Origin of the sequence: Pseudomonas sp. fls2-241-TYG-175 (genome assembly GCF_030209155.1) — a bacterium.
GTDB lineage: Bacteria > Pseudomonadota > Gammaproteobacteria > Pseudomonadales > Pseudomonadaceae > Aquipseudomonas > Aquipseudomonas viridiflava.
On record NZ_JARVSO010000003.1, the window covers coordinates 222512 to 241559 of the forward strand.

The 19048-nt window shown below is 60.7% G+C and carries 18 protein-coding genes; 8 read left to right on the forward strand and 10 right to left on the reverse strand.

Annotated elements, in window-relative coordinates; genetic code table 11:
- Positions 1–9 precede the first annotated feature (9 nt).
- From QRN20_RS03435 to glcD, 4 genes are read right to left on the reverse strand one after another with little or no spacing between them, the layout of a single operon-like run.
- Entirely contained in the window at positions 10–417 is a 408-nt protein-coding gene (locus tag QRN20_RS03435; protein WP_029243770.1) for a heme-binding protein, read from the reverse strand.
- A gap of 32 nt (positions 418–449) precedes the next feature.
- Positions 450–1676 carry a glycolate oxidase subunit GlcF gene (gene glcF / locus QRN20_RS03440; RefSeq protein WP_029243769.1) on the reverse strand — a complete coding sequence of 409 codons (1227 nt, stop codon included), beginning with the start codon at positions 1674–1676 and terminating at the stop codon, positions 450–452.
- Positions 1677–1679: 3 nt separating this feature from the next.
- Positions 1680–2738, reverse strand: coding sequence for a glycolate oxidase subunit GlcE (gene glcE, locus QRN20_RS03445; protein WP_122606485.1), 1059 nt, complete (start codon positions 2736–2738; stop codon positions 1680–1682).
- Positions 2738–4237, reverse strand: coding sequence for a glycolate oxidase subunit GlcD (glcD, locus tag QRN20_RS03450; protein WP_057410248.1), 1500 nt, complete (start codon positions 4235–4237; stop codon positions 2738–2740). The genes glcE and glcD overlap by 1 nt, the downstream gene beginning before the upstream one ends.
- A 296-nt stretch (positions 4238–4533) precedes the next feature.
- On the opposite strand from glcD, the gene glcC reads away from it, so the two are divergent.
- The 3 genes from glcC (at position 4534) to hppD (ending at position 7286) form a co-directional block, all read left to right on the forward strand.
- Complete coding sequence (gene glcC / locus QRN20_RS03455; RefSeq protein ID WP_043304390.1) at positions 4534–5301, forward strand: transcriptional regulator GlcC; 768 nt, start codon at positions 4534–4536, stop codon at positions 5299–5301.
- Positions 5302–5429: 128 nt separating this feature from the next.
- Positions 5430–6065, forward strand: a complete 636-nt coding sequence (maiA, locus tag QRN20_RS03460; protein ID WP_088235561.1) for a maleylacetoacetate isomerase — start codon at positions 5430–5432, stop codon at positions 6063–6065.
- Positions 6066–6209: 144 nt separating this feature from the next.
- Entirely contained in the window at positions 6210–7286 is a 1077-nt protein-coding gene (gene hppD, locus QRN20_RS03465) for a 4-hydroxyphenylpyruvate dioxygenase (RefSeq protein ID WP_122436235.1), read from the forward strand.
- Between the two features lie 40 nt (positions 7287–7326).
- Here hppD and QRN20_RS03470 read toward each other — a convergent pair whose 3' ends face one another.
- Positions 7327–8115 (reverse strand): IclR family transcriptional regulator, encoded by a 789-nt coding sequence (locus QRN20_RS03470; RefSeq protein ID WP_122468009.1) that lies wholly within the window; start codon positions 8113–8115, stop codon positions 7327–7329.
- 134 nt (positions 8116–8249) lie between these two features.
- Between QRN20_RS03470 and hmgA the strand changes: the two genes are divergently transcribed.
- Positions 8250–9554, forward strand: a complete 1305-nt coding sequence (gene hmgA / locus QRN20_RS03475; RefSeq protein ID WP_122429159.1) for a homogentisate 1,2-dioxygenase — start codon at positions 8250–8252, stop codon at positions 9552–9554.
- A complete protein-coding gene (gene fahA / locus QRN20_RS03480; protein ID WP_217670583.1) occupies positions 9554–10840 on the forward strand; it encodes a fumarylacetoacetase in 1287 nt (428 codons plus the stop codon). The genes hmgA and fahA overlap by 1 nt, the downstream gene beginning before the upstream one ends.
- Before the next feature lie 15 nt (positions 10841–10855).
- Here the strand turns inward: fahA and QRN20_RS03485 are convergent, their stop codons facing one another.
- Together QRN20_RS03485 and QRN20_RS03490 are read right to left on the reverse strand one after the other, a co-directional pair.
- Positions 10856–12319 carry an N-acyl-D-amino-acid deacylase family protein gene (locus QRN20_RS03485; protein WP_217384875.1) on the reverse strand — a complete coding sequence of 488 codons (1464 nt, stop codon included), beginning with the start codon at positions 12317–12319 and terminating at the stop codon, positions 10856–10858.
- A 30-nt stretch (positions 12320–12349) separates the two neighbouring features.
- On the reverse strand, positions 12350–12970 hold the full coding sequence (locus tag QRN20_RS03490; RefSeq protein ID WP_025994549.1) for a TetR/AcrR family transcriptional regulator: 621 nt from the start codon (positions 12968–12970) through the stop codon (positions 12350–12352).
- 220 nt (positions 12971–13190) lie between these two features.
- Here QRN20_RS03490 and QRN20_RS03495 point away from each other — a divergent pair, with 220 nt between their 5' ends.
- The 3 genes from QRN20_RS03495 to QRN20_RS03505 all read left to right on the forward strand — a co-directional run bounded on the left by QRN20_RS03495 (position 13191) and on the right by QRN20_RS03505 (position 16646).
- Positions 13191–14306, forward strand: coding sequence for an MBL fold metallo-hydrolase (locus tag QRN20_RS03495; RefSeq protein ID WP_122429156.1), 1116 nt, complete (start codon positions 13191–13193; stop codon positions 14304–14306).
- A 107-nt stretch (positions 14307–14413) separates the two neighbouring features.
- Positions 14414–15643 (forward strand): cyanate transporter, encoded by a 1230-nt coding sequence (locus QRN20_RS03500; RefSeq protein WP_122414332.1) that lies wholly within the window; start codon positions 14414–14416, stop codon positions 15641–15643.
- A 67-nt stretch (positions 15644–15710) separates the two neighbouring features.
- Complete coding sequence (locus tag QRN20_RS03505; protein WP_122412474.1) at positions 15711–16646, forward strand: LysR family transcriptional regulator; 936 nt, start codon at positions 15711–15713, stop codon at positions 16644–16646.
- Here QRN20_RS03505 and QRN20_RS03510 read toward each other — a convergent pair whose 3' ends face one another.
- The 3 genes from QRN20_RS03510 to QRN20_RS03520 all read right to left on the reverse strand — a co-directional run bounded on the left by QRN20_RS03510 (position 16647) and on the right by QRN20_RS03520 (position 18964).
- Entirely contained in the window at positions 16647–16787 is a 141-nt protein-coding gene (locus QRN20_RS03510; protein ID WP_004882646.1) for a hypothetical protein, read from the reverse strand.
- A gap of 119 nt (positions 16788–16906) precedes the next feature.
- On the reverse strand, positions 16907–17584 hold the full coding sequence (locus tag QRN20_RS03515) for a type 1 glutamine amidotransferase domain-containing protein (protein ID WP_122418233.1): 678 nt from the start codon (positions 17582–17584) through the stop codon (positions 16907–16909).
- Between the two features lie 165 nt (positions 17585–17749).
- A complete protein-coding gene (locus tag QRN20_RS03520) occupies positions 17750–18964 on the reverse strand; it encodes an aldose 1-epimerase family protein (RefSeq protein ID WP_058431147.1) in 1215 nt (404 codons plus the stop codon).
- Positions 18965–19048 lie beyond the last annotated feature (84 nt).

The window sequence follows — 19048 nt, forward strand, 5'->3', positions numbered from 1 at the left end:
GTCGGGCCCTCAATCCGCATTCAGCGCCGCGATACCTGCCTTGGCGACCTGGGCATCCTGATCGGCCTTCACGCCGGATACGCCGACCGCGCCGATCACTTGGCCGTCGACGATCACCGGCACTCCGCCTTCCAGGGACGTCAGCAGCGGGGCGCTGAGAAACGCCGTGCGGCCGCCATTGACCATCTCTTCGTAGCCCTTGGATTCGCGTTTGCCCAATGCCGAGGTTCGGGCTTTTTCGATGGAGATGTAGCTGCTGATCGGCGAGGCGTCGTCCAGGCGTTCGAACGCCAGCAGGTGGCCGCCGTCGTCGACGATGGCAATCGCCACCGCCCAGCCGTTGGTGTGGGCTTCTTCACGCGCAGCGACGAGTATCTGGCTGACTTCGTTCTGGGTCAAAACGGCTTTGATTTTCATGTGTTCTCCTGAGAAAAGAGGTGTGGAACTGTTCAGTGGGTTCCGTTGAGTGCCTGATCGATCAGCTCGATCCAGTGCCGCACCGGCGTTCGATTGGCGCTCGCCAGATGCGTCTGGCAACCGATGTTTGCCGTAGCGATCACCTGAGGTTTGCCGCTTTCCAGCGCGTTCATGCGGTTGTCGCGCAACTGGCGGGCCAGGACCGGCTGGGTGACCGAGTAAGTGCCTGCCGAGCCGCAGCACAGATGGCCATCCGGTACAGCGGTCAGGTTGAAGCCTAGACGAGTCAGCACCCGTTCGACCTCGCCACCCAGCTTTTGCGCATGCTGCAAGGTGCACGGGCAATGGAATGCCAGCCGCGTGTCGGTTTTGATGCCGAGCGTTTCCAGAGGTTCGTCGCGCAGCACCTCGACCAGATCCCGGGCCTTTGCACTGACCTGCGCGGCTTTCTCGGCGTAGTCCGGGTCGTGACGCAACAAATGGCCGTAATCCTTGACGAACGCCCCGCAGCCACTGGCCGTCTGGACAATGCTCTGCGCGCCGGCTTCGATGGCTGGCCACCACGCGTCGATATTGCGCCGGGCACGGTCCAGCCCGGCTTCCTGCGCATTGAGGTGGTAATCCACTGCGCCGCAGCAGCCCGCTTCGCTGATCGGCGTGACGCTGATGCCGAGGCGGTCCAGCACGCGTGCGGTGGCCGCGTTGGTGTTGGGCGACAGGGCCGGTTGCACGCAGCCTTCCAGCATCAACACCTGACGTGCCTGGCGAGTGACCGGACGGACGCCTGCCGGGTGAATCGTGTCCGGCAATTTGTCTTTCAACATACCCGGCAGCAGCGGGCGAAACGTGGTGCCCATGCGGGTCAGCGATTTGAACAGGCTTGCGTTGGGCACCACGTTGCGCAGGCCTTCACGTACCAGTCGTTGACCCAGCGGACGGGGCACGGCGGCATCGACGACAGCGCGGCCGATGTCCAGCAGATTGTGATAATCGACGCCCGACGGGCAGGTGGTCTCGCAGTTGCGGCAGCTCAGGCAACGGTCCAGGTGCAACTGGGTTTTCTCGGTGACTTCATTGCCTTCCAGCACCTGCTTGATCAGGTAGATCCGTCCTCGTGGACCGTCGAGCTCATCGCCCAGCAACTGATAGGTCGGGCAGGTGGCGTTGCAGAAACCGCAGTGCACGCAACTGCGCAGAATACGTTCGGCTTCTTCAGCGCGGGGCAGTTGTCTGGCCTGTTCGCTCAGGGTGGTCTGCATGGTTCAGAGCTCCGCGTACAGTCGGCCGGGGTTGAAGATCCCTTGCGGGTCCAGCCTGGCTTTGAGTTGATGGTGGTAGCGCAGCAGCGGCGTGGCCAAGGGCTGGAACGGGCAGTCATGGTGCCCCGGCGTATAGCAGGTCGCATGCCCACCCACAGCGATGACCATGGCACGAATGGACTCGCCGCTGGCATCGGATTTCAGCCAGCGCTGTCCCCCGGCCCAGTCGATGAGTTGCTCGCCCGGCAGATCCAGCACACCGGTATCGGCCGGCACGCAGAGCCGCCACAGCGCGCGCGGGTCGTCGAAGAACGGCAGGCGCTGTTCATTGAGCGCTTGCCAATACGTCGGCTCCAGTTTTTCGCCACCCAGTCTGTCGTGTGCAGCGGCCACCGAGCCTTCGCCACCTTCAAGGCGCAGACGCAATATCTTTCCATCATGGCTGGCGGCGCTGATCGGCATCGGCTGCTGGCCCCATTCCGTCAGGCTCGTCAGCGCGCGGGCACTGTCCATTTCCAGCGCAATACTGCTGCACAGGCGCGGCCTTGGCAGCACCTTGAGCGACACCTCGGTCAGCACGCCCAGACAACCCATGCTGCCTGCCATCAGACGCGAGACGTCGTAGCCCGCCACGTTCTTCATCACTTCGCCGCCGAAGCGCAGGTGCTTGCCATGGCCGGTGATCACACGGGTGCCCAGTACGAAATCGCGTACCGAGCCGCTCCACGGCCGACGCGGGCCGGACAGCCCGGCCGCGACCATGCCGCCCAGCGTGGCATTGCCGAAGGTCGGCGGCTCGCAGGGCAGCATCTGACCGGCATCTTCAAGCGTCTGCATCAGTTCGCTCAACAGTGTGCCTGCACGCGCGGTGATAACCAGCTCGGTCGGGTCATAACTGACGATGCCGCAGTGAGCGCGAGTGTCCAGCACCTCGCCTGACACTTCACGGCCGAGAAACGCCTTGCTGTTGCTGCCCTGAATACGCAGTGGTGTGGCGTCGCGCAAGGCGTGGTTGACCTGATCGAGCAGGCTGGCGCTGGCGTCTCTGTCCTGTGCAATCATCAGAAGCGCTCCAGATCAGGGAAGGGCAGTTGCCCGGCATGCACATGCATCGCGCCGAACTCTGCACAGCGATGCAGTGTCGGGATGTTCTTGCCGGGGTTGAGCAGGCCGCTGGCATCGAACGCGGCCTTGATCGCATGAAACAGGGTCAGTTCATCGCTGTTGAACTGCGCGCACATCTGATTGATTTTCTCCCGCCCGACGCCGTGCTCGCCGGTGATGCTGCCGCCGACCTTGACGCACAGTTCAAGGATTTTTCCGCCCAGTTCTTCGGCGCGCGCAAGCTCGCCGGGCTGATTGGCATCGAACAGAATCAGCGGGTGCATGTTGCCGTCGCCGGCATGAAACACGTTGGCCACACGCAGGCCGTAGTGTTCGGACAGTTCGCTGATGCCGCGCAGCACACCGGGCAATTCACGACGCGGTATCGTGCCGTCCATGCAGTAATAATCCGGTGACAGGCGGCCGACCGCCGGGAACGCATTCTTGCGACCAGCCCAGAAACGCACACGCTCGGCTTCGTCTCTCGCCTGACGCACTTCTGTGGCGCCCGCCAGCGTCAGCACCTCGCGAACGCGTGCGCAGTCATCGTGGACATCGGCTTCGACACCGTCCAGCTCGCACAACAGAATGGCTTCGGCGTCGACCGGATAGCCTGCGTGAATGAAATCTTCAGCGGCGCGGATCGCCAGGTTATCCATCATCTCCAGCCCACCGGGAATGATGCCCGCTGCGATGATGTCACCCACCGCGCGCCCGGCTTTCTCCACTGAATCAAACGCTGCCAGCAGCACCTTGGCGACCTGTGGCCTGGGCAGCAGTTTGACGGTCACTTCGGTGATAACGCCGAGCATGCCTTCCGAGCCCGTGAACAGCGCAAGCAGGTCGAAGCCGGGAGAATCCAGCGCGTCGCTGCCCAGCGTCATGTATTCGCCTTCGACGGTGAGAATCTCGACCTTGAGCAGGTTATGCACGGTCAGCCCGTATTTGAGGCAATGAACGCCGCCTGCGTTTTCAGCCACGTTGCCGCCGATGGAGCAGGCAATTTGCGAAGAGGGGTCTGGCGCGTAGTACAGGCCATGCGGCGCTGCGGCCTGGGAAATGGCCAGATTGCGCACGCCAGGCTGGACGCGGGCCAGACGGGCAGCAGGATTGATCTCAAGAATCCGGTTGAAACGGGCCATTACCAGCAGCACGCCTTGCTCCAGCGGCAATGCACCGCCTGAAAGCCCGGTGCCAGCTCCGCGGGCGACCACCGGCACGCGTCGTTCATGGCACATTCTGAGCAGCGTCTGCACTTCTTCGATATGGCGCGGCAGTACCACCAGCAACGGCGTGGTGCGGTAGGCGGACAACCCGTCGCACTCGTAGGGCCGCAGCTCTTCGGCGCGGTGCAGAATGTCCAGATCGGGCAACTGCTGTTGAAGGTCGTGAAGCAACTGTTGCTTGTCCACAACAGGCAGTACGCCGTCGAGGCGTTCGTCGTAAAGAATGTTCATCAGGCAACCCAGGATTGTTTTTATCGGGCTAGCGGTTGACTTGCATCATTGAGGTTGCGAGACGTAGTGTCTATGGCGTAAAGCGCTGGTCGAACCAGTTTTTGAGCATCTGATTTCCGATATTGTTTTTTTGGTCTATATAAATCAAATGCTTGTTTTGTATTTGAACTGGTCGGCGCTCGCTCGACTTTACTGGTCATACCAGTAGGCTTGTCCACGCTTCATTGGGCCGCACGTAACGTACTGACTGAACGCGCCTCCCACAGAAAAGATAGCGTTTCTTCAGCGGAGACCTTATGAACAACGAACCCACGCCAAGACCTGCCCAGGTCGCAGACGTGGTCTGCGAGCGGATCGAGCGGCTGATTGTCGATGGCGTGCTGAAGGTCGGGCAGTTGCTGCCTTCCGAACGACGCCTCACCGAAAAGCTCGGTGTGTCGCGAACCGCGTTGCGCGAAGGTCTGAAGCTGTTGCGGGCGCGTGGCATCATTGAAACGAGGCAAGGCAAGGGGTCATTCGTCGCTCGGATGAATGCAGATCAGCACACCTCGCCGCTCATGCACCTGTTCGGCTCACAGCCGCGCACGCTCTATGACCTGTTCGAAGTGCGCAGCCTGCTGGAGGGCGAGTCGGCGCGGCTGGCGGCATTGCGTGGCACCGATGCGGACTTCGTGCTGATCACCCGCAGCTACGACGCACTGGTCGCCGCGCAAGGTAACGAGCTACCGGCCAGCGAGCATGCGCGCCTTGATCACGCCTTTCATCTGGCCATCTGCGAAGCTTCACACAATCCGGTGCTGGTGCAGACCCTGCGTTCGCTGACCGATCTACTCCTGAATACGGTATTTGCCTCGGTCAACAACCTGTATCACCGTGAGCCACAGAAGCGCCAGATTGATCGCCAGCATGCCCGTCTGTACAACGCCGTCACCGGCCGTCTGCCGGAACAGGCGCGCAAGGCCGCGCTGGCGCACATTCAGAGTGTCAGCGATAACCTGCGCGAGATTGAAAATGAAGAGCAAAGGCTGGTCCGCGCGACGCTGCGGCTGGAGGGCTGGACCTGAGCTAACACAGACGTGTGTTGACATGCGTTCAGTGATCACGCAGTTTACGCATTACGTAAGTTGATTACGAAAAATGACGATTAAAATAACAACAGGCAACGCCAGGTGCGTTCCAGCAGGTGGCTTCGGTGGATCTGTTCACTTATTACCGTTCGACGTCCAGCTACCGGGTGCGTATTGCGCTGGCCCTCAAGGGGCTTGAGCCTGCGGCAATTCCGGTCAATCTGATTCGCGACGGCGGCGAGCAGCACACTCTTGAATACCGCACGATCAATCCGCAGGGCAGGGTGCCCGCGCTGCGCCTGGACGGCGGTGAAGTGATCACACAGTCGCCTGCCATTATCGAATACCTTGAAGAACGCTATCCGACACCTTCCCTGCTGGCCGGCGACCTGACCCTGCGTGCCCGTCAGCGTGCGGTCGCCGCGATCATCGCGTGCGACATCCACCCGTTGCACAACGTGTCGGTGCTCAACCGGTTGCGCAGCCTTGGCCAGGACGAACAGGTCGTTTCAGACTGGATAGGCCACTGGATCAGCGAAGGCCTCAATGCAGTAGAACAGTTGATCGACGGCGACATTTTCTGTTTTGGCGACACGCCCGGTATCGCCGATGTGTACCTGCTGCCCCAGTTGTATGCGGCGCATCGCTTCAATGTCGACCTCGACGCCTTTCCCAGGATTCGTCAGGTGGAGCAGCGAGCGTTGCAGCATCCGGCCTTTTTGCAGGCGCACCCTGATGCACAATCGGACAAGCCGGAGTAGGCTGGCCTTATGAAGATTCTTGGACTGCAACTGATTTTCGGTGACTTCCTCGCCCGCAGCGTGCGAGGCATTTCGTGTGCGCCGCCCGCAGGACTGTGACAGCGATCATTCTTCCGCTTACCACTTTCCTGCAAGGAGCCAGACATGGCTGATCTCTACGAAAACCCGATGGGCCTGATGGGCTTTGAATTCATCGAATTTGCCTCGCCGACCCCTAATACTCTCGAACCGGTGTTCGAGATCATGGGCTTCACCAAGGTGGCGACTCACCGTTCCAAGGACGTGACCCTGTATCGTCAGGGCGCGATCAATATCATCCTCAATAACGAGCCGCACAGCCTGGCGTCGTACTTCGCCGCCGAGCACGGTCCTTCGGTGTGCGGCATGGCGTTCCGGGTCAAGGACGCACAGAAGGCCTACAACCGCGCGCTGGAACTGGGTGCGCAGCCGGTTGAAATCGCCACCGGGCCGATGGAACTGCGTCTGCCGGCGATCAAGGGCATCGGCGGTGCGCCGCTCTACCTGATCGACCGGTTTGGTGAAGGCACCTCGATCTATGACATCGACTTCAATTTCATCGAAGGCGTGGACCGTCATCCGGTCGGCGCCGGCCTGAAGTTCATCGACCACCTGACACACAACGTTTATCGCGGGCGCATGGCGTACTGGGCGAATTTCTACGAGAAGCTGTTCAACTTCCGTGAAATTCGCTACTTCGATATCAAGGGCGAATACACCGGGCTGACCTCCAAGGCCATGACTGCACCCGATGGCATGATCCGCATCCCGCTGAACGAGGAGTCGTCCAAGGGTGCAGGGCAGATCGAAGAGTTTCTGATGCAGTTCAACGGCGAAGGCATCCAGCACGTCGCCTTCTTCACTGACGACCTGATCAAGACCTGGGACGCCCTCAAGTCCATCGGCATGCGCTTCATGACGGCACCGCCGGATACCTACTACGAGATGCTCCAGGGTCGTCTGCCAAACCATGGCGAGCCCGAGGATGAGTTGAAAGCCCGAGGCATCCTGCTCGACGGTTCTTCCGACGGCGGTGAACGTCGTTTGCTGCTGCAGATATTTTCCGAAACCCTGATGGGGCCAGTGTTCTTCGAATTTATCCAGCGCAAGGGTGATGACGGGTTCGGCGAAGGCAACTTCAAGGCCCTGTTCGAATCCATCGAACGGGATCAGATCAAGCGTGGCGTACTGACCGCCGATTGATGAGGTTGATGCCCGGTGCTGTCAGCGCCGGGCATCGCCTTCAGGCAGGCATCGAGCCGCCCATGCGTTCGCTGATGGCGGTTGCCGTTTCCAGTAGTCGAGTGGCCGCGATGCTCTGCGCCTGCTCGGTCAGTATCGAGCCCGGCCCGACGACCGTGATCACGCCCGCCAGCTTGTTGCCCATTGTGAACAGCGGGCAGGATGCGGCGTTAATGCCAGGCATCAGCAAGCCCTGGATCTGATGCACGCCCGTTGTGCGGATCTGCGTCAGATGACGGTCGATTTCCTTCAATTGGGCAGCATTCAGGTGCGGCACTTCCTGCTCGCGCAGCAGCGTGGTTTCAGCGGCTGCCAGAAAGCTTTCGAACACCAGACCGGTGGACGAGCTGAGCAACGGCAGTACCGATCCTATCTGCGTGACCAGCGTTACCGCACCCAGCGACGGCTCGACGTACACCACGGTCGGCCCCTTGTTGCCCCATACCGCCAGAAAGCAGGTTTGATTCAGCTCGTCGCGCAGATTCGCGAGCCAGGGCGCGGCGATTTTCAATACGTCCAGCTTGCCCAGCGATGCCAGACCGACCTGCAACGCTTCGCGGCCCAGGCCGTAATGGCTGGTGACGGTGTCCTGTTCAGCGAAGCCACTGGCGACCAGCGCCTGCAGGTAGCGATGCACCTTGGCGGCAGGCATGCCCAGGTGTTCGGCCAGTTTCGACAGCGGCGTGGAAGGTGACAGCTCTGCGAGAGCCTTGAGCACACCAAAGCCGACTTCGGCAGCCTGGACCTTCTGCTGGCGTCCGTTGGCAGGACTATCGGTCTCTTGGGTCATAGGGGAATGCGCCTGTCAGGGAAGGCAGCTTTATAGCTTGACCGGCCTGCAAACTCAAATTACGTTATGCGTAATTGCCTTACGCTTACTGTTACACTTTTCAGTCGCTCGACCCATAACAACAAGAGGTCCAGATGCCTGCACACTCCACGCAACAGCCGCTGACTTATCAGACCGGCTTCGGCAATCAGTTCAGCAGCGAGGCGCTGCCTGATGCGTTGCCCCTCGGACAGAACTCGCCGCAGAAGCATCCGCTGGGCCTTTACGCCGAGCAGTTATCAGGAACAGCGTTCACGGTATCGCGTGACGAAGCGCGACGCAGCTGGCTCTATCGCATCAAGCCGTCTGCCGCGCATCCTGCCTATCAACGCATGACACGACAGATCACCGGAGCCGGGCAGGGGGCGATCACGCCCAACCGCTTGCGCTGGAATGCCTTCGAGATTCCCGATGCCCCCACCGACTTCCTCGACGGCCTGATCGCCCTGGCCAGCACCTCGGCAGCGGATCAGGCCGAGGGCGTCAGTGTGTATGTATATGCGGCCAACGCGTCGATGCAGCGGGCGTTCTTCAACGCGGACGGGGAATGGCTGATCGTGCCGCAACAGGGGCGCCTGCGACTGGTCACCGAGCTGGGCCTGCTGGACATCGAGCCGCAGGAAATTGCCGTAGTGCCGCGCGGCATGAAGTTCAGCGTACACCTGCTCGACGGCGATGCACGTGGCTATGTGTGCGAGAACCACGGCTGTGCGTTACGCCTGCCCGATCTGGGGCCGATCGGCAGCAATGGGCTGGCCAATCCGCGGGACTTCATGGCGCCGGTTGCCTGGTTCGAGGAACGTGACGAACCGATGGAGCTGGTGCAGAAATTCCTCGGCGAACTGTGGTCCACGCAACTGGATCACTCGCCGTTTGACGTGGTCGGCTGGCACGGCAACAACGTGCCCTACAAATATGATCTGCGCCGTTTCAATACCCTCGGCACCGTCAGCTTCGACCATCCCGACCCGTCGATTTTTACCGTGCTGACCTCGCCAAGTGCCATCCATGGACAGGCCAACGTTGACTTCGTGATCTTTCCGCCACGCTGGATGGTGGCGGAAAACACTTTCCGACCGCCCTGGTTTCATCGCAACCTGATGAACGAGTTCATGGGTCTGATCGAGGGGGCCTACGACGCCAAGGCCGAAGGCTTCATGCCCGGTGGCGTTTCGCTGCATAACTGCATGAGCGCGCACGGGCCTGACAACGTCACGGCAGAAAAAGCGACTGCTGCCGAGCTCAAGCCGCACAAGATCGAGAACACCATGGCGTTCATGTTCGAGACCGGCAAGGTCTTGCGCCCCAGTCGTCATGCGCTGGACTGTCCGCAACGACAGACCGATTACGACGCCTGCTGGAACGGCATGGCCAAGACCTTCCACAAGGAACTGCCCTGATGACTACCGCTTCGAACCGCCGCAGTTGGGTGGCGTCCGCCAACGGCCACGCTGATTTCCCTCTGCAGAACCTGCCATTGGGGGTTTTCAGTCACGGAGATTCCGGCCCGCGTGGCGGGGTTGCCATTGGCGACAGCATTCTTGATCTAAAGGCTGCCGTGCAGGCCGGTGTGTTCGACGGCCCTGCAAGCGAGGTCGCCGGGGTCGCCAGCCGCGATCAACTCAACGATTTCTTTGCCCTTGGCGCCAATACGCGCAAAACCTTGCGCACGGCGCTGCTGCACTGGCTGGATGAAGCCAATCCACCTCAAGCCAACGCCGAGCAGTTGCTGCTGCCCATGAGCGACTGCAAGATGCATTTGCCAGCCAGGGTGGGCGATTACACCGATTTCTATGTCGGAATTCATCATGCACTGAACGTCGGCAAGCTGTTTCGACCCGATAATCCGCTGCTGCCCAATTACAAATATGTGCCCATCGGCTATCACGGTCGGGCCTCGACTCTCTGCATATCGGGTACCTCGATCAAGCGCCCGAATGGCCAGACCCTTGCGGCGGGCCAGGACGTACCAACCTTCGGGCCATGCAAGCGTCTGGACTACGAGCTGGAACTGGGTGTCTGGATCGGCCCGGGCAACGAGCAGGGCGAGGCCATCGATATCGGGCAGGCGAGCGAACATATCGCCGGTTTCTGTCTGCTCAATGACTGGTCGGCACGCGACATTCAGGCCTGGGAATACCAGCCGCTGGGGCCTTTCCTGTCCAAGAGTTTTGCGACCACAATTTCGCCCTGGGTGGTGACAGCGGAAGCGCTGGAACCTTTCCGCAGCGCCCAGCCGACGCGTCCCGAAGGCGATCCTCAGCCGTTGCCGTATCTGCTCGATCAGACGGATCAACAGGGCGGCGCACTGGACATCGAACTGGAAGTCCTGCTGCTGACGGAGAAAATGAAAGCCGCTGGCGCGCAGCCCCATCGTCTGGCCGTGAGCAATTCGCTGAACATGTACTGGACCGTGGCGCAGTTGGTGGCGCATCACAGTGTCAACGGCTGCAGGTTGCAGCCGGGTGACCTGTTCGGCACCGGTACCTTGTCCGGCCCGCAGCCGGGGCAGTTCGGCAGTCTGTTGGAAATGACCGAAGGCGGCAAACAGGTGGTAGCCCTGCCCAATGGCGAGGAACGACGCTTTCTGGAACGCGGCGATGAAGTGATTCTGCGGGCACGTTGTCATCGTGCGGGGCAGGTATCGATCGGCTTCGGTGAGTGCCGAGGCATCATCGTCGGTTGATCAATGCGCCAGTGGTCAACCCGCCTTGAAGCCATCCACCAGCGAATCGGTGCGGGGCAGAAACTGTCCCCATCGTTCGGTCTGCCCGACGCCGTCGGCGTAGCTCAGACGGCCGTTGACCCAGACGCGCTCGATGCCCTCGGCGGCGCGTTGTGGGTCCTTGAAATCGGCAACGTCCCTGATGCGCTGCGGGTCGAACAGCACCAGATCCGCCGAATAACCTTCACGTATCAAACCGCGCTGCTGCAGCCCGAAGCGCGCAGCGCAAAGCCCCGTCATCTTATGCACGGCGGTGTGCAGCTCGAACAGTTTGCGGTCGCGACTGAAATGCCCGAGCACCCTGGGGAACGCGCCCCACAGGCGCGGATGCGGGAAGGGATCCTCCGGCAGGCCGTCAGAGCCGATCATGGTCAGCGGATGGCTGAGGATGCGTTCCACGTCAGCCTCGTCCATCCCGTAATACACCGCGCCCGCAGGCTGCAACCGGCGTGCGCTGTCCTCCAGAGAAAGACTCCAGTCGGCGGCGATATCTGCCAGGTCACGTCCGCCCTGATCAGGGTGCGGTGTGGACCAGGTGATCGTGATTCTGAACGCATCGGTCACCTGCTTGAGGTCCAGCGTCGAGGAACTGGCCGCGTAGGGATAACAGTCGCAGCCCACGGGATGAGTGGCGGCAGCGTTTTCCAGGGCTGATAACAACTCTGGACTGCGCCCCCAGTTGCCCGCGCCTGCGCATTTGAGGTGCGAAATCACCACCGGCACCTGTGCATGACGTCCAATGCGAAACGCTTCGTCCATGGCCTCCAGCACTGGCTCGAACTCACTGCGCAGATGCGTGGTGTACACAGCGCCGACCTCCGTCAGTTCTTCGGCAAGCTGCATGACTTCGTCGGTCTCGGCGCTGAAGGCCGATGCGTAGGCCAGTCCGGTGGACAGCCCCAGCGCGCCATTTGCCAGGCTGTCACGCAGTTGCTCGCGCATGGCGCTGATCTCGCCCGCGCTGGCGGTGCGCAGCAGGTCCTTCATGTGATTGCTGCGCAGGGCGGTGTGACCGATCAGGGCCGCGACATTGACGGCTGGCCGGGCGGCCTGCACGGCGGCACGGTAATCGGCAAAGCGTGGATAGATGAACTCGCGGGCTGACCCGAGCAGGTTCATCGGGTCAGGTGGGTCACCGGCCAGGCTGACCGGCGAAGCGCTGATGCCACAATTGCCGACAATGACGGTGGTCACGCCCTGGCTGATCTTGGGCAGCATCTGGGGCTTGCGAATCACTACGGTGTCGTCGTGGGTGTGCACGTCGATGAATCCGGGTGCCAGCACCAGGCCGTGGGCATCGATTTCTTCAATTGCAGAGGCGTCAGGCAGTGCACCAATGCGCAGGATGCGTCCGTCATGGATGGCCACATCGGCGCGGTAACTGGTTGCGCCGCTACCGTCGATCACAAATGCATCACGGATCAGCAGGTCGTACAGCATGTCAGTCTCCGGGGTGCTTTTCGCTGCCCTTCAGGACTCGGTTGGCTTTTCGTACCAGCCAAGAAACAGATTCAAGGTCGACTCGACGATTTCGTCCTGCTTTTCCGGGCTGAGCAGGGCGGCGCCAAAGGTCACCTGCGGCCAGAACGCGAACGACTTGAGCAACGCATGCACCTGCGTGGCGGCAAAGCCCGGATCGACCGGCTTCAGTCGTCCGTCCTTTTGCGCGGCGCGAATCCAGGCGCTGAAGGTTTCCTCGCGCTCGTTGATGCGTGCCAGCCAGACCTGGGCGCGCTCGGGCGAATGGATGGTTGCTCCGACCACGACCCGTGCGAGGTCCAGAAAACTGCTGTCGTTGAGGGTGCGCATTTTGCCCGTCAACAGATCCCTCAACTGTTCGCGCAGACCGACATCGGCGTGATACACCACGTCTGATTGCGGGGGAGAGCAGTTCCAGAGACGCTGGAGGATCTCGGCAAAAAGCTCTTCCTTGCTGGGAAAGTGGTTGTAGACCGTGCGCTTGGAAACCTCGGCCCGCGCGGCGATGCGGTCCATGCTGGTGACCTCGAAACCACGGTCACCGAACTCGGCAATGGCTGCCAGGACGATGGCTTCGCGTTTCTGATCGGTGAGGCGCATGGGTGCTGTCATAGGTTCGCTTCAAACGTGCGTTTAGAGAAAAATTACACTCGGCAGTTTACTTGTCGCGGTGGATCATGCAAGCTTAAAACTACACCGTGTAGTGTAATGCACTGTTACACATTTGAAGCGATGTTGTCGATGCCACATGCTTGACATCAGACTCCTGCAACGTAATAGCAGACACTTTTGCACGGCTGAGCCTCAACCTGTCCCAGGGAGTCAGCAAACCATGGCCACGACCCACCAGAAAACGGATGTCTCTTCACTGCCCGTCCTGTCTCGTCACGAGGGGCGTTATCGTAATCATGCGCCGATGAAACCGTTCAGCCTCGTTCGAACGCTGGGCATTTTCTGGGATCAGGCGTTCAACAAACCCAAGGACACCCGTCCGGCGGGCAAGGTGCCGGTGCAGCCGCTGTCGCGTCAGCAACTGCTGGCCGCGCCGGACAACACGGTGTACCGGCTCGGGCATTCCACCGTTCTGTTGAAACTGCGCAACCGCTTCTTTCTGACCGATCCGGTGTTTGCCGAGCGGGCGTCGCCGGTGCAATGGGCCGGGCCGCAGCGCTTTCACCAGCCGCCGATCAGTCTGGAAGATTTGCCGCCGATCACTGCCGTCATCCTCTCGCACAACCATTACGACCACCTGGATCGTATGGCGATCAAGGCGCTGATGGCAAAGACCGAGCATTTCATCGCGCCGCTTGGCGTGGGCGATACGCTGATCGAATGGGGTGTGCCCGCGCATAAGGTGCGACAACTGGACTGGTGGCAGTCCACGGAAGTGGAGGGCATCGAGTTCGTCGCCACACCGTCCCAACACTTCTCGGGGCGTACCTTGCGCGACAGCAATCAGACGTTGTGGGCGTCCTGGGTGATGATCAACGATCAGCAGCGGATTTTCTTCAGTGGCGACAGCGGTTACTTCGATGGTTTCAAGACCATTGGCGAGCACTACGGCCCGTTCGACCTGACCCTGATGGAAACCGGCGCCTATAACGTGGAATGGCCCCAGGTGCATATGCAGCCCGAAGAGACGTTGCAGGCGCACCTCGACCTGCGCGGTCGCTGGCTGCTGCCGATCCACAACGGCACCTTCGACCTGTCGATGCACGCCTGGCACGAACCGTTTGACCGAATTCTGGCACTGGCCTGGGAGCAGAACGTGACTATTACCACGCCGATGATGGGCCAGCCGTTCTACCTGGATTATCCCTGCCGCGGGATGACCTGGTGGATGGCTGTCGATGAGGTCGCCACGTCTGAAACTGCGCCTGAATCCGAGTCTGAAGCCGCGCATGAAGGACATGTCGCAGCCTGCAGTGGCCGTCGCCAGAGCGCCTGATCGCCAAAGGTTCGAACTGATTTATCGATAGCGCTGCCTGTTTTTTGATTTGCCCCGTGTCACTCGCCCCGGCCTAATCATCACTTCTCTAAAAGGAAGATAATGATATGCAAGGTGCTCGCGGGTCAGCTTCTCAAGGTGTCTGGTTGATGGTCGCCATCGTGTTGGTGGCGTTGAACCTGCGCCCCTCGATGGCAGCGGTCGGCCCATTGTTGTCGGCGATCAGGGTGGACATTTCGCTGGGGTTCGGCATGGCGTCACTGCTGACCATGCTGCCGGTCATGGCCATGGGGCTGGCGATGTTCGTCGGCATGGGCATTGCCGCTCGTGTCGGCTCCTACCGGACCATCACCATCTCGCTGGCGCTGATCGGTGTGGCGACACTGGCGCGGCTGTTTCTCGACTCTGCGGTTGAACTGATCTTCAGCGCCGTGCTGGCGGGGCTGGGCATTGCGATGATTCAGGCGCTGATGCCTGCACTCATCAAGTCACGCTTCAAAGACAATGTCTCGTTGTGCATGGGCCTTTACGTCACGGCGATCATGGGTGGCGCGGCGATTGCCGCGTCTTTCAGTCCGCTGATGCTCAGTCTCAGCGGCAACTGGCGTTTCGGCCTGGCGATCTGGGCTGCGCTGGCGCTGCTGGCGTTGTGTTTCTGGGTGGTTCAACGCCACGCGTTCCAGAGCAGCGGATCGTCCGCCGCACCCCGCAAACAGGCGTTTTCGCAGATGCCGAGGGCCTGGATGCTGGGCGTCTTCTTTGGTCTGGGCACTGCGTCCTACACCTGCGCCCTGGCCTGGCTGGCACCGTATTACCTTGAAAATGGCTGGAGCGAGCAGGACGCCGGACTGTTGTTAGGCTTCATGACCCTGATGGAAGTGGTGTCGGGTCTGGTGACGCCAGCGCTGGCCAATCGCAGTCGCGACAAGCGTCTGGTGCTGGCAGTTCTGCTGGGGCTGATCATGGCGGGCTTCGTCGGTCTTATCCTGATGCCGCAGCAACTGAGCCTGCTATGGACCGGCCTGCTGGGTCTGGGTATCGGCGGCCTGTTCCCCATGAGCCTGATCGTCTCCATGGATCACTACGATGACCCGCAGCAGGCAGGCAGTCTGACCGCGTTCGTCCAGGGTGTGGGTTATTTGATCGCCGGCCTGTCACCCTTGCTGGCTGGCGTGATCCGTGACGTGACAGGCAGTTTCGCAGGCGCGTGGTGGTCGTTGATCGGACTGGTCGCTGTGATGCTGCTGATGGTTGTGCGTCTTGATCCGCGACACTACGCCCGACACCTGCACGAATCGTCAGCACATGCCGGTAGTGCTGAAGGTAGGACGGCCTGATTGCGTTTTGATGTTATCTTGCTGGTGCTGATCTGGTCCTTGATCGCAGTGCCAACGAGATGACTCGATGCTCAACAGTAATGCCCTCAGAAAGCTGGACATGCAGGACCTGATGATCTTCGTCTCGGTCTTCGAGCAGCGCAACCTGACGCTGGTCTCGGAGGCGCTGAACGTCAGCCAGTCCACAGTCAGTTACTGCCTCAAGAAGCTGCGGGCCAACTTCGAGGATGACCTGTTCATCAGCACCCGCAACGGTATGCGTCCTACCCGCAAGGCCATGGCCATGCACGGCCACGTGCAGCAGATACTGCACAAGGTCAACATCTGCCATGACGGGTTGAAGCTGTTCGACCCGAGCAGCGGGCAAACCACCTTCACGGTCTGCGCTCCTGAATACTTTGAACTGCTGGTGCTGCCGCATCTGTTGCGCGGTTTCGTTGCTGCGGGCTTCTCGGTCGCGGTCAACGTTCAGAAACTGGACAGGCACTTGCCGACCGAGCGGCTCATTGACGGTCGTTTCGATCTGGCGCTGTGTTTCGGGCCGGGGTTTCACAAGGTCCCTGACAGCATGATTGCCCAGGTGCTGCTGGAAGACGATCTGGTCTGCGTGATGGATAGCCAGTCGGCACCAGTGAGCGCGCTGATCGACCTTGAGACGTTCACCTCAAGGCATCACGTCTATCCGACGCCGTGGACCTCGGACACCAACATGGTCGATGGCTGGCTTCAGAGCAAAGGCCTGGAGCGCCACATTGTGGCCAGGGCCAACAGTTACCGGGCAGCCTTGCAGCTGCTGGAAGGTACACATTTCATGCTGGTATTACCACGGCGCATCCAGACGCTCTTGTGCAACGAGCCCTGGATAGCCGTTTACGAGTTGCCACCTGATCTGCCGGGCTTTAGCCTGGACATGGTATGGAGCGCCCACGCCGATCAGGACGAAGCCAACGGCTGGTTCCGCGAACAGGTGGTCAAGGTGTGCGCCGAGCAGGGTCTGCTCTGATCAGCGGTCTTTCTGCGGATCAGGTTCGGTTGCAGGCCGTGGCTGCTCGCCCTTTTCGTTGAGCTGCTTGTTCTTCTCGCCCACTTTGCCCGCGTTTTCCGGCTTGTGATCGAGGTCTTCGCGTTCTGATTCCTGAGTCATGACCGGTCTCCGAATGAATGGACTCTCTGGATATTGGTCAACGTGGCGCGCCCAAGATTCGATTTATCGTGATGACGACCCGGCGACCGCCTGCGCAGTGGAGGACCGGGTCGGCGTGATCAGCTCAGCAGGGTGATCAGGTCCTTGGCCGTCTGAGCCGAGCTGGCCGGGTTCTGACCGGTCACCAGCTTGCCGTCGGTGATGACATGGACGCCCCAGTCATCGGTCTTCGAATAGTCGCCGCCCAGTTCCTTGAGCATGTCTTCGACCAGAAACGGCACGACATTGGTCAGGCCGACGCCTTCCTCTTCGCTGTTGGTAAAGCCGGTGACGCGACGGCCCTTGACCAGCGGCTCGCCATTTTCTGCACGAACCTTGCGCAGCACGCCGGGCGCATGGCACACCAGCGCATGGGGTTTGTCGGCCTTGGCGAACGCTTCGATCAGGGCAATGGATTTCGGATCTTCGGCCAGATCCCACAGCGGACCATGGCCACCGGGGTAGAACACCGCGTCGAAGTCGTCGGCCTTCACGTCAGCCAGGCGGCCCGTATTGGCGAGCGCCTGTTGGGCAGCAGAGTCTTCCCGGAAACGCTGGGTTTCGGCGGTCTGTGCGTCCTCTTCATCACTCTTTGGGTCCAGCGGCGGCTGTCCACCTGCAGGCGACACCAGGGTGACTTCGGCCCCTGCGTCCTTGAAGATGTAGTAGGGCGCTGCAAATTCCTCGAGCCAGAAACCGGTTTTCTTGCCGGTATCGCCCAGTTGGTCGTGTGAAGTCAGAACCATCAGGATTTTCATGAGTGTGCTCGTCATTGAGGGATTGAGAGGGTGTAGACAGACGAAAGCGCCAAGTGTTGTGCGCAATGCTGAACGTGAATGAAACAAGGCCGGATTCGACAGTAATGCGTCGAGATCCGGCCTCGTCATGCAGCAGCGCTGATTGCCTGTGTCAGGCGCGAGCGATCACTCCTTGGTCAGGTCCACCAGCGGCTCCTGGCGCACTTCGGTCTCGCGGCCTGCCTGGATGGTCTTGATCTGACCCAGGGCCTTGTCGACGGCGCCCTTGTCCGCCAGCAGGCTGTAGCTGATCTGGAATTGACGCTGCGCCTTCGGCTCGATGGTCGGCACCAGATTCAGCGGGCGCTGGAAGCGGCGGTTATAGGAAAAGCTGGTGCCAGGCTCAAGACCGGTCACATAGCCCTGACCCTTGGTGTCAGTGTTTTTCCACAGCGAGAACACTGGCAACTGCTGGGTATTGAAACCTACCGCCACGCCCAGGCTGCCTGCCTTGTTGTGCAGCACGGTGACAGTGTCGCCCTTGTCATCGCCGTACGGCACGATGTTGTAGACGGTTTCGTCGTAATCCGGGGTCGGTCCGCGATAGGTCTGCCAGTCGCCCAGATCACCCTTGGCCTTTTCGTTGAACGGCGATACCTGCTTGACCGGCGCTTCGAAGCGCGCGCCCTGTTCCAGGAACGGCGTGCTGAAGTTGCTGTGGTACAGCGCTTGATATTCCTTCGGATAGTCGCCGTTGTTGGTCAGCGTGTCGTTCAGCGAGAAGCGTGTGCTGCCCGGCTCGGTGACCAGTTCGGTCTGCACCGAGAAATCGACTTTCTTGAACGCCTGTTCCTTGAGCTCACCCTTGAGGCGGATCGCGTAAGGCGGCTTTTCGTCGATGTGCAGCGTCACCTTGCTGGCCGGGATATTGGCTGCGCGACCATGCAGGGTCAGCAGCTCGCCATTGTCCATGCCCGGATGGCCGACCCATTCGTAGCCGCAACGGGTCACCAGTTCGTTGAACCCTTCCAGCCAGCCCAGCCCGCCGCGACCATTGAGTTCGATGAACGCCGGATTGACCACATCCTTGACCGGCGAATCCCAGCCCATGCGCACATCACCGACCGAGGCCTGCAGCACGTTCATGCCGCGCGTCGGCACCACCGAGAGCTTCATGGTGCCGTTGTCGATATCAATGATGCTCACGCCTTCCTGGCGACCGCCATGCAGGGTTCGCATGGTAATGGTGAACGGCTTGTCGGTCTTGACGCCCAGTTGCTTGCTGGTGATCTGCTGGTTCTGCGCAGGCTTGTCGGTGTCGAGCAGAACGTAGTCCCAGGCAAAGGCGCTGGAGGCGAGGGAGAGGGCGCTGAGGCCCACCAGCAGGGGAAGGGTTTTCATGAGGGTGTGTCCTTCTGACTTATTGGAATTATGAGTGTGCTGGACTGGATTAAACGTTTCAGCAGTCAGCGGAGTCTAGCCAAA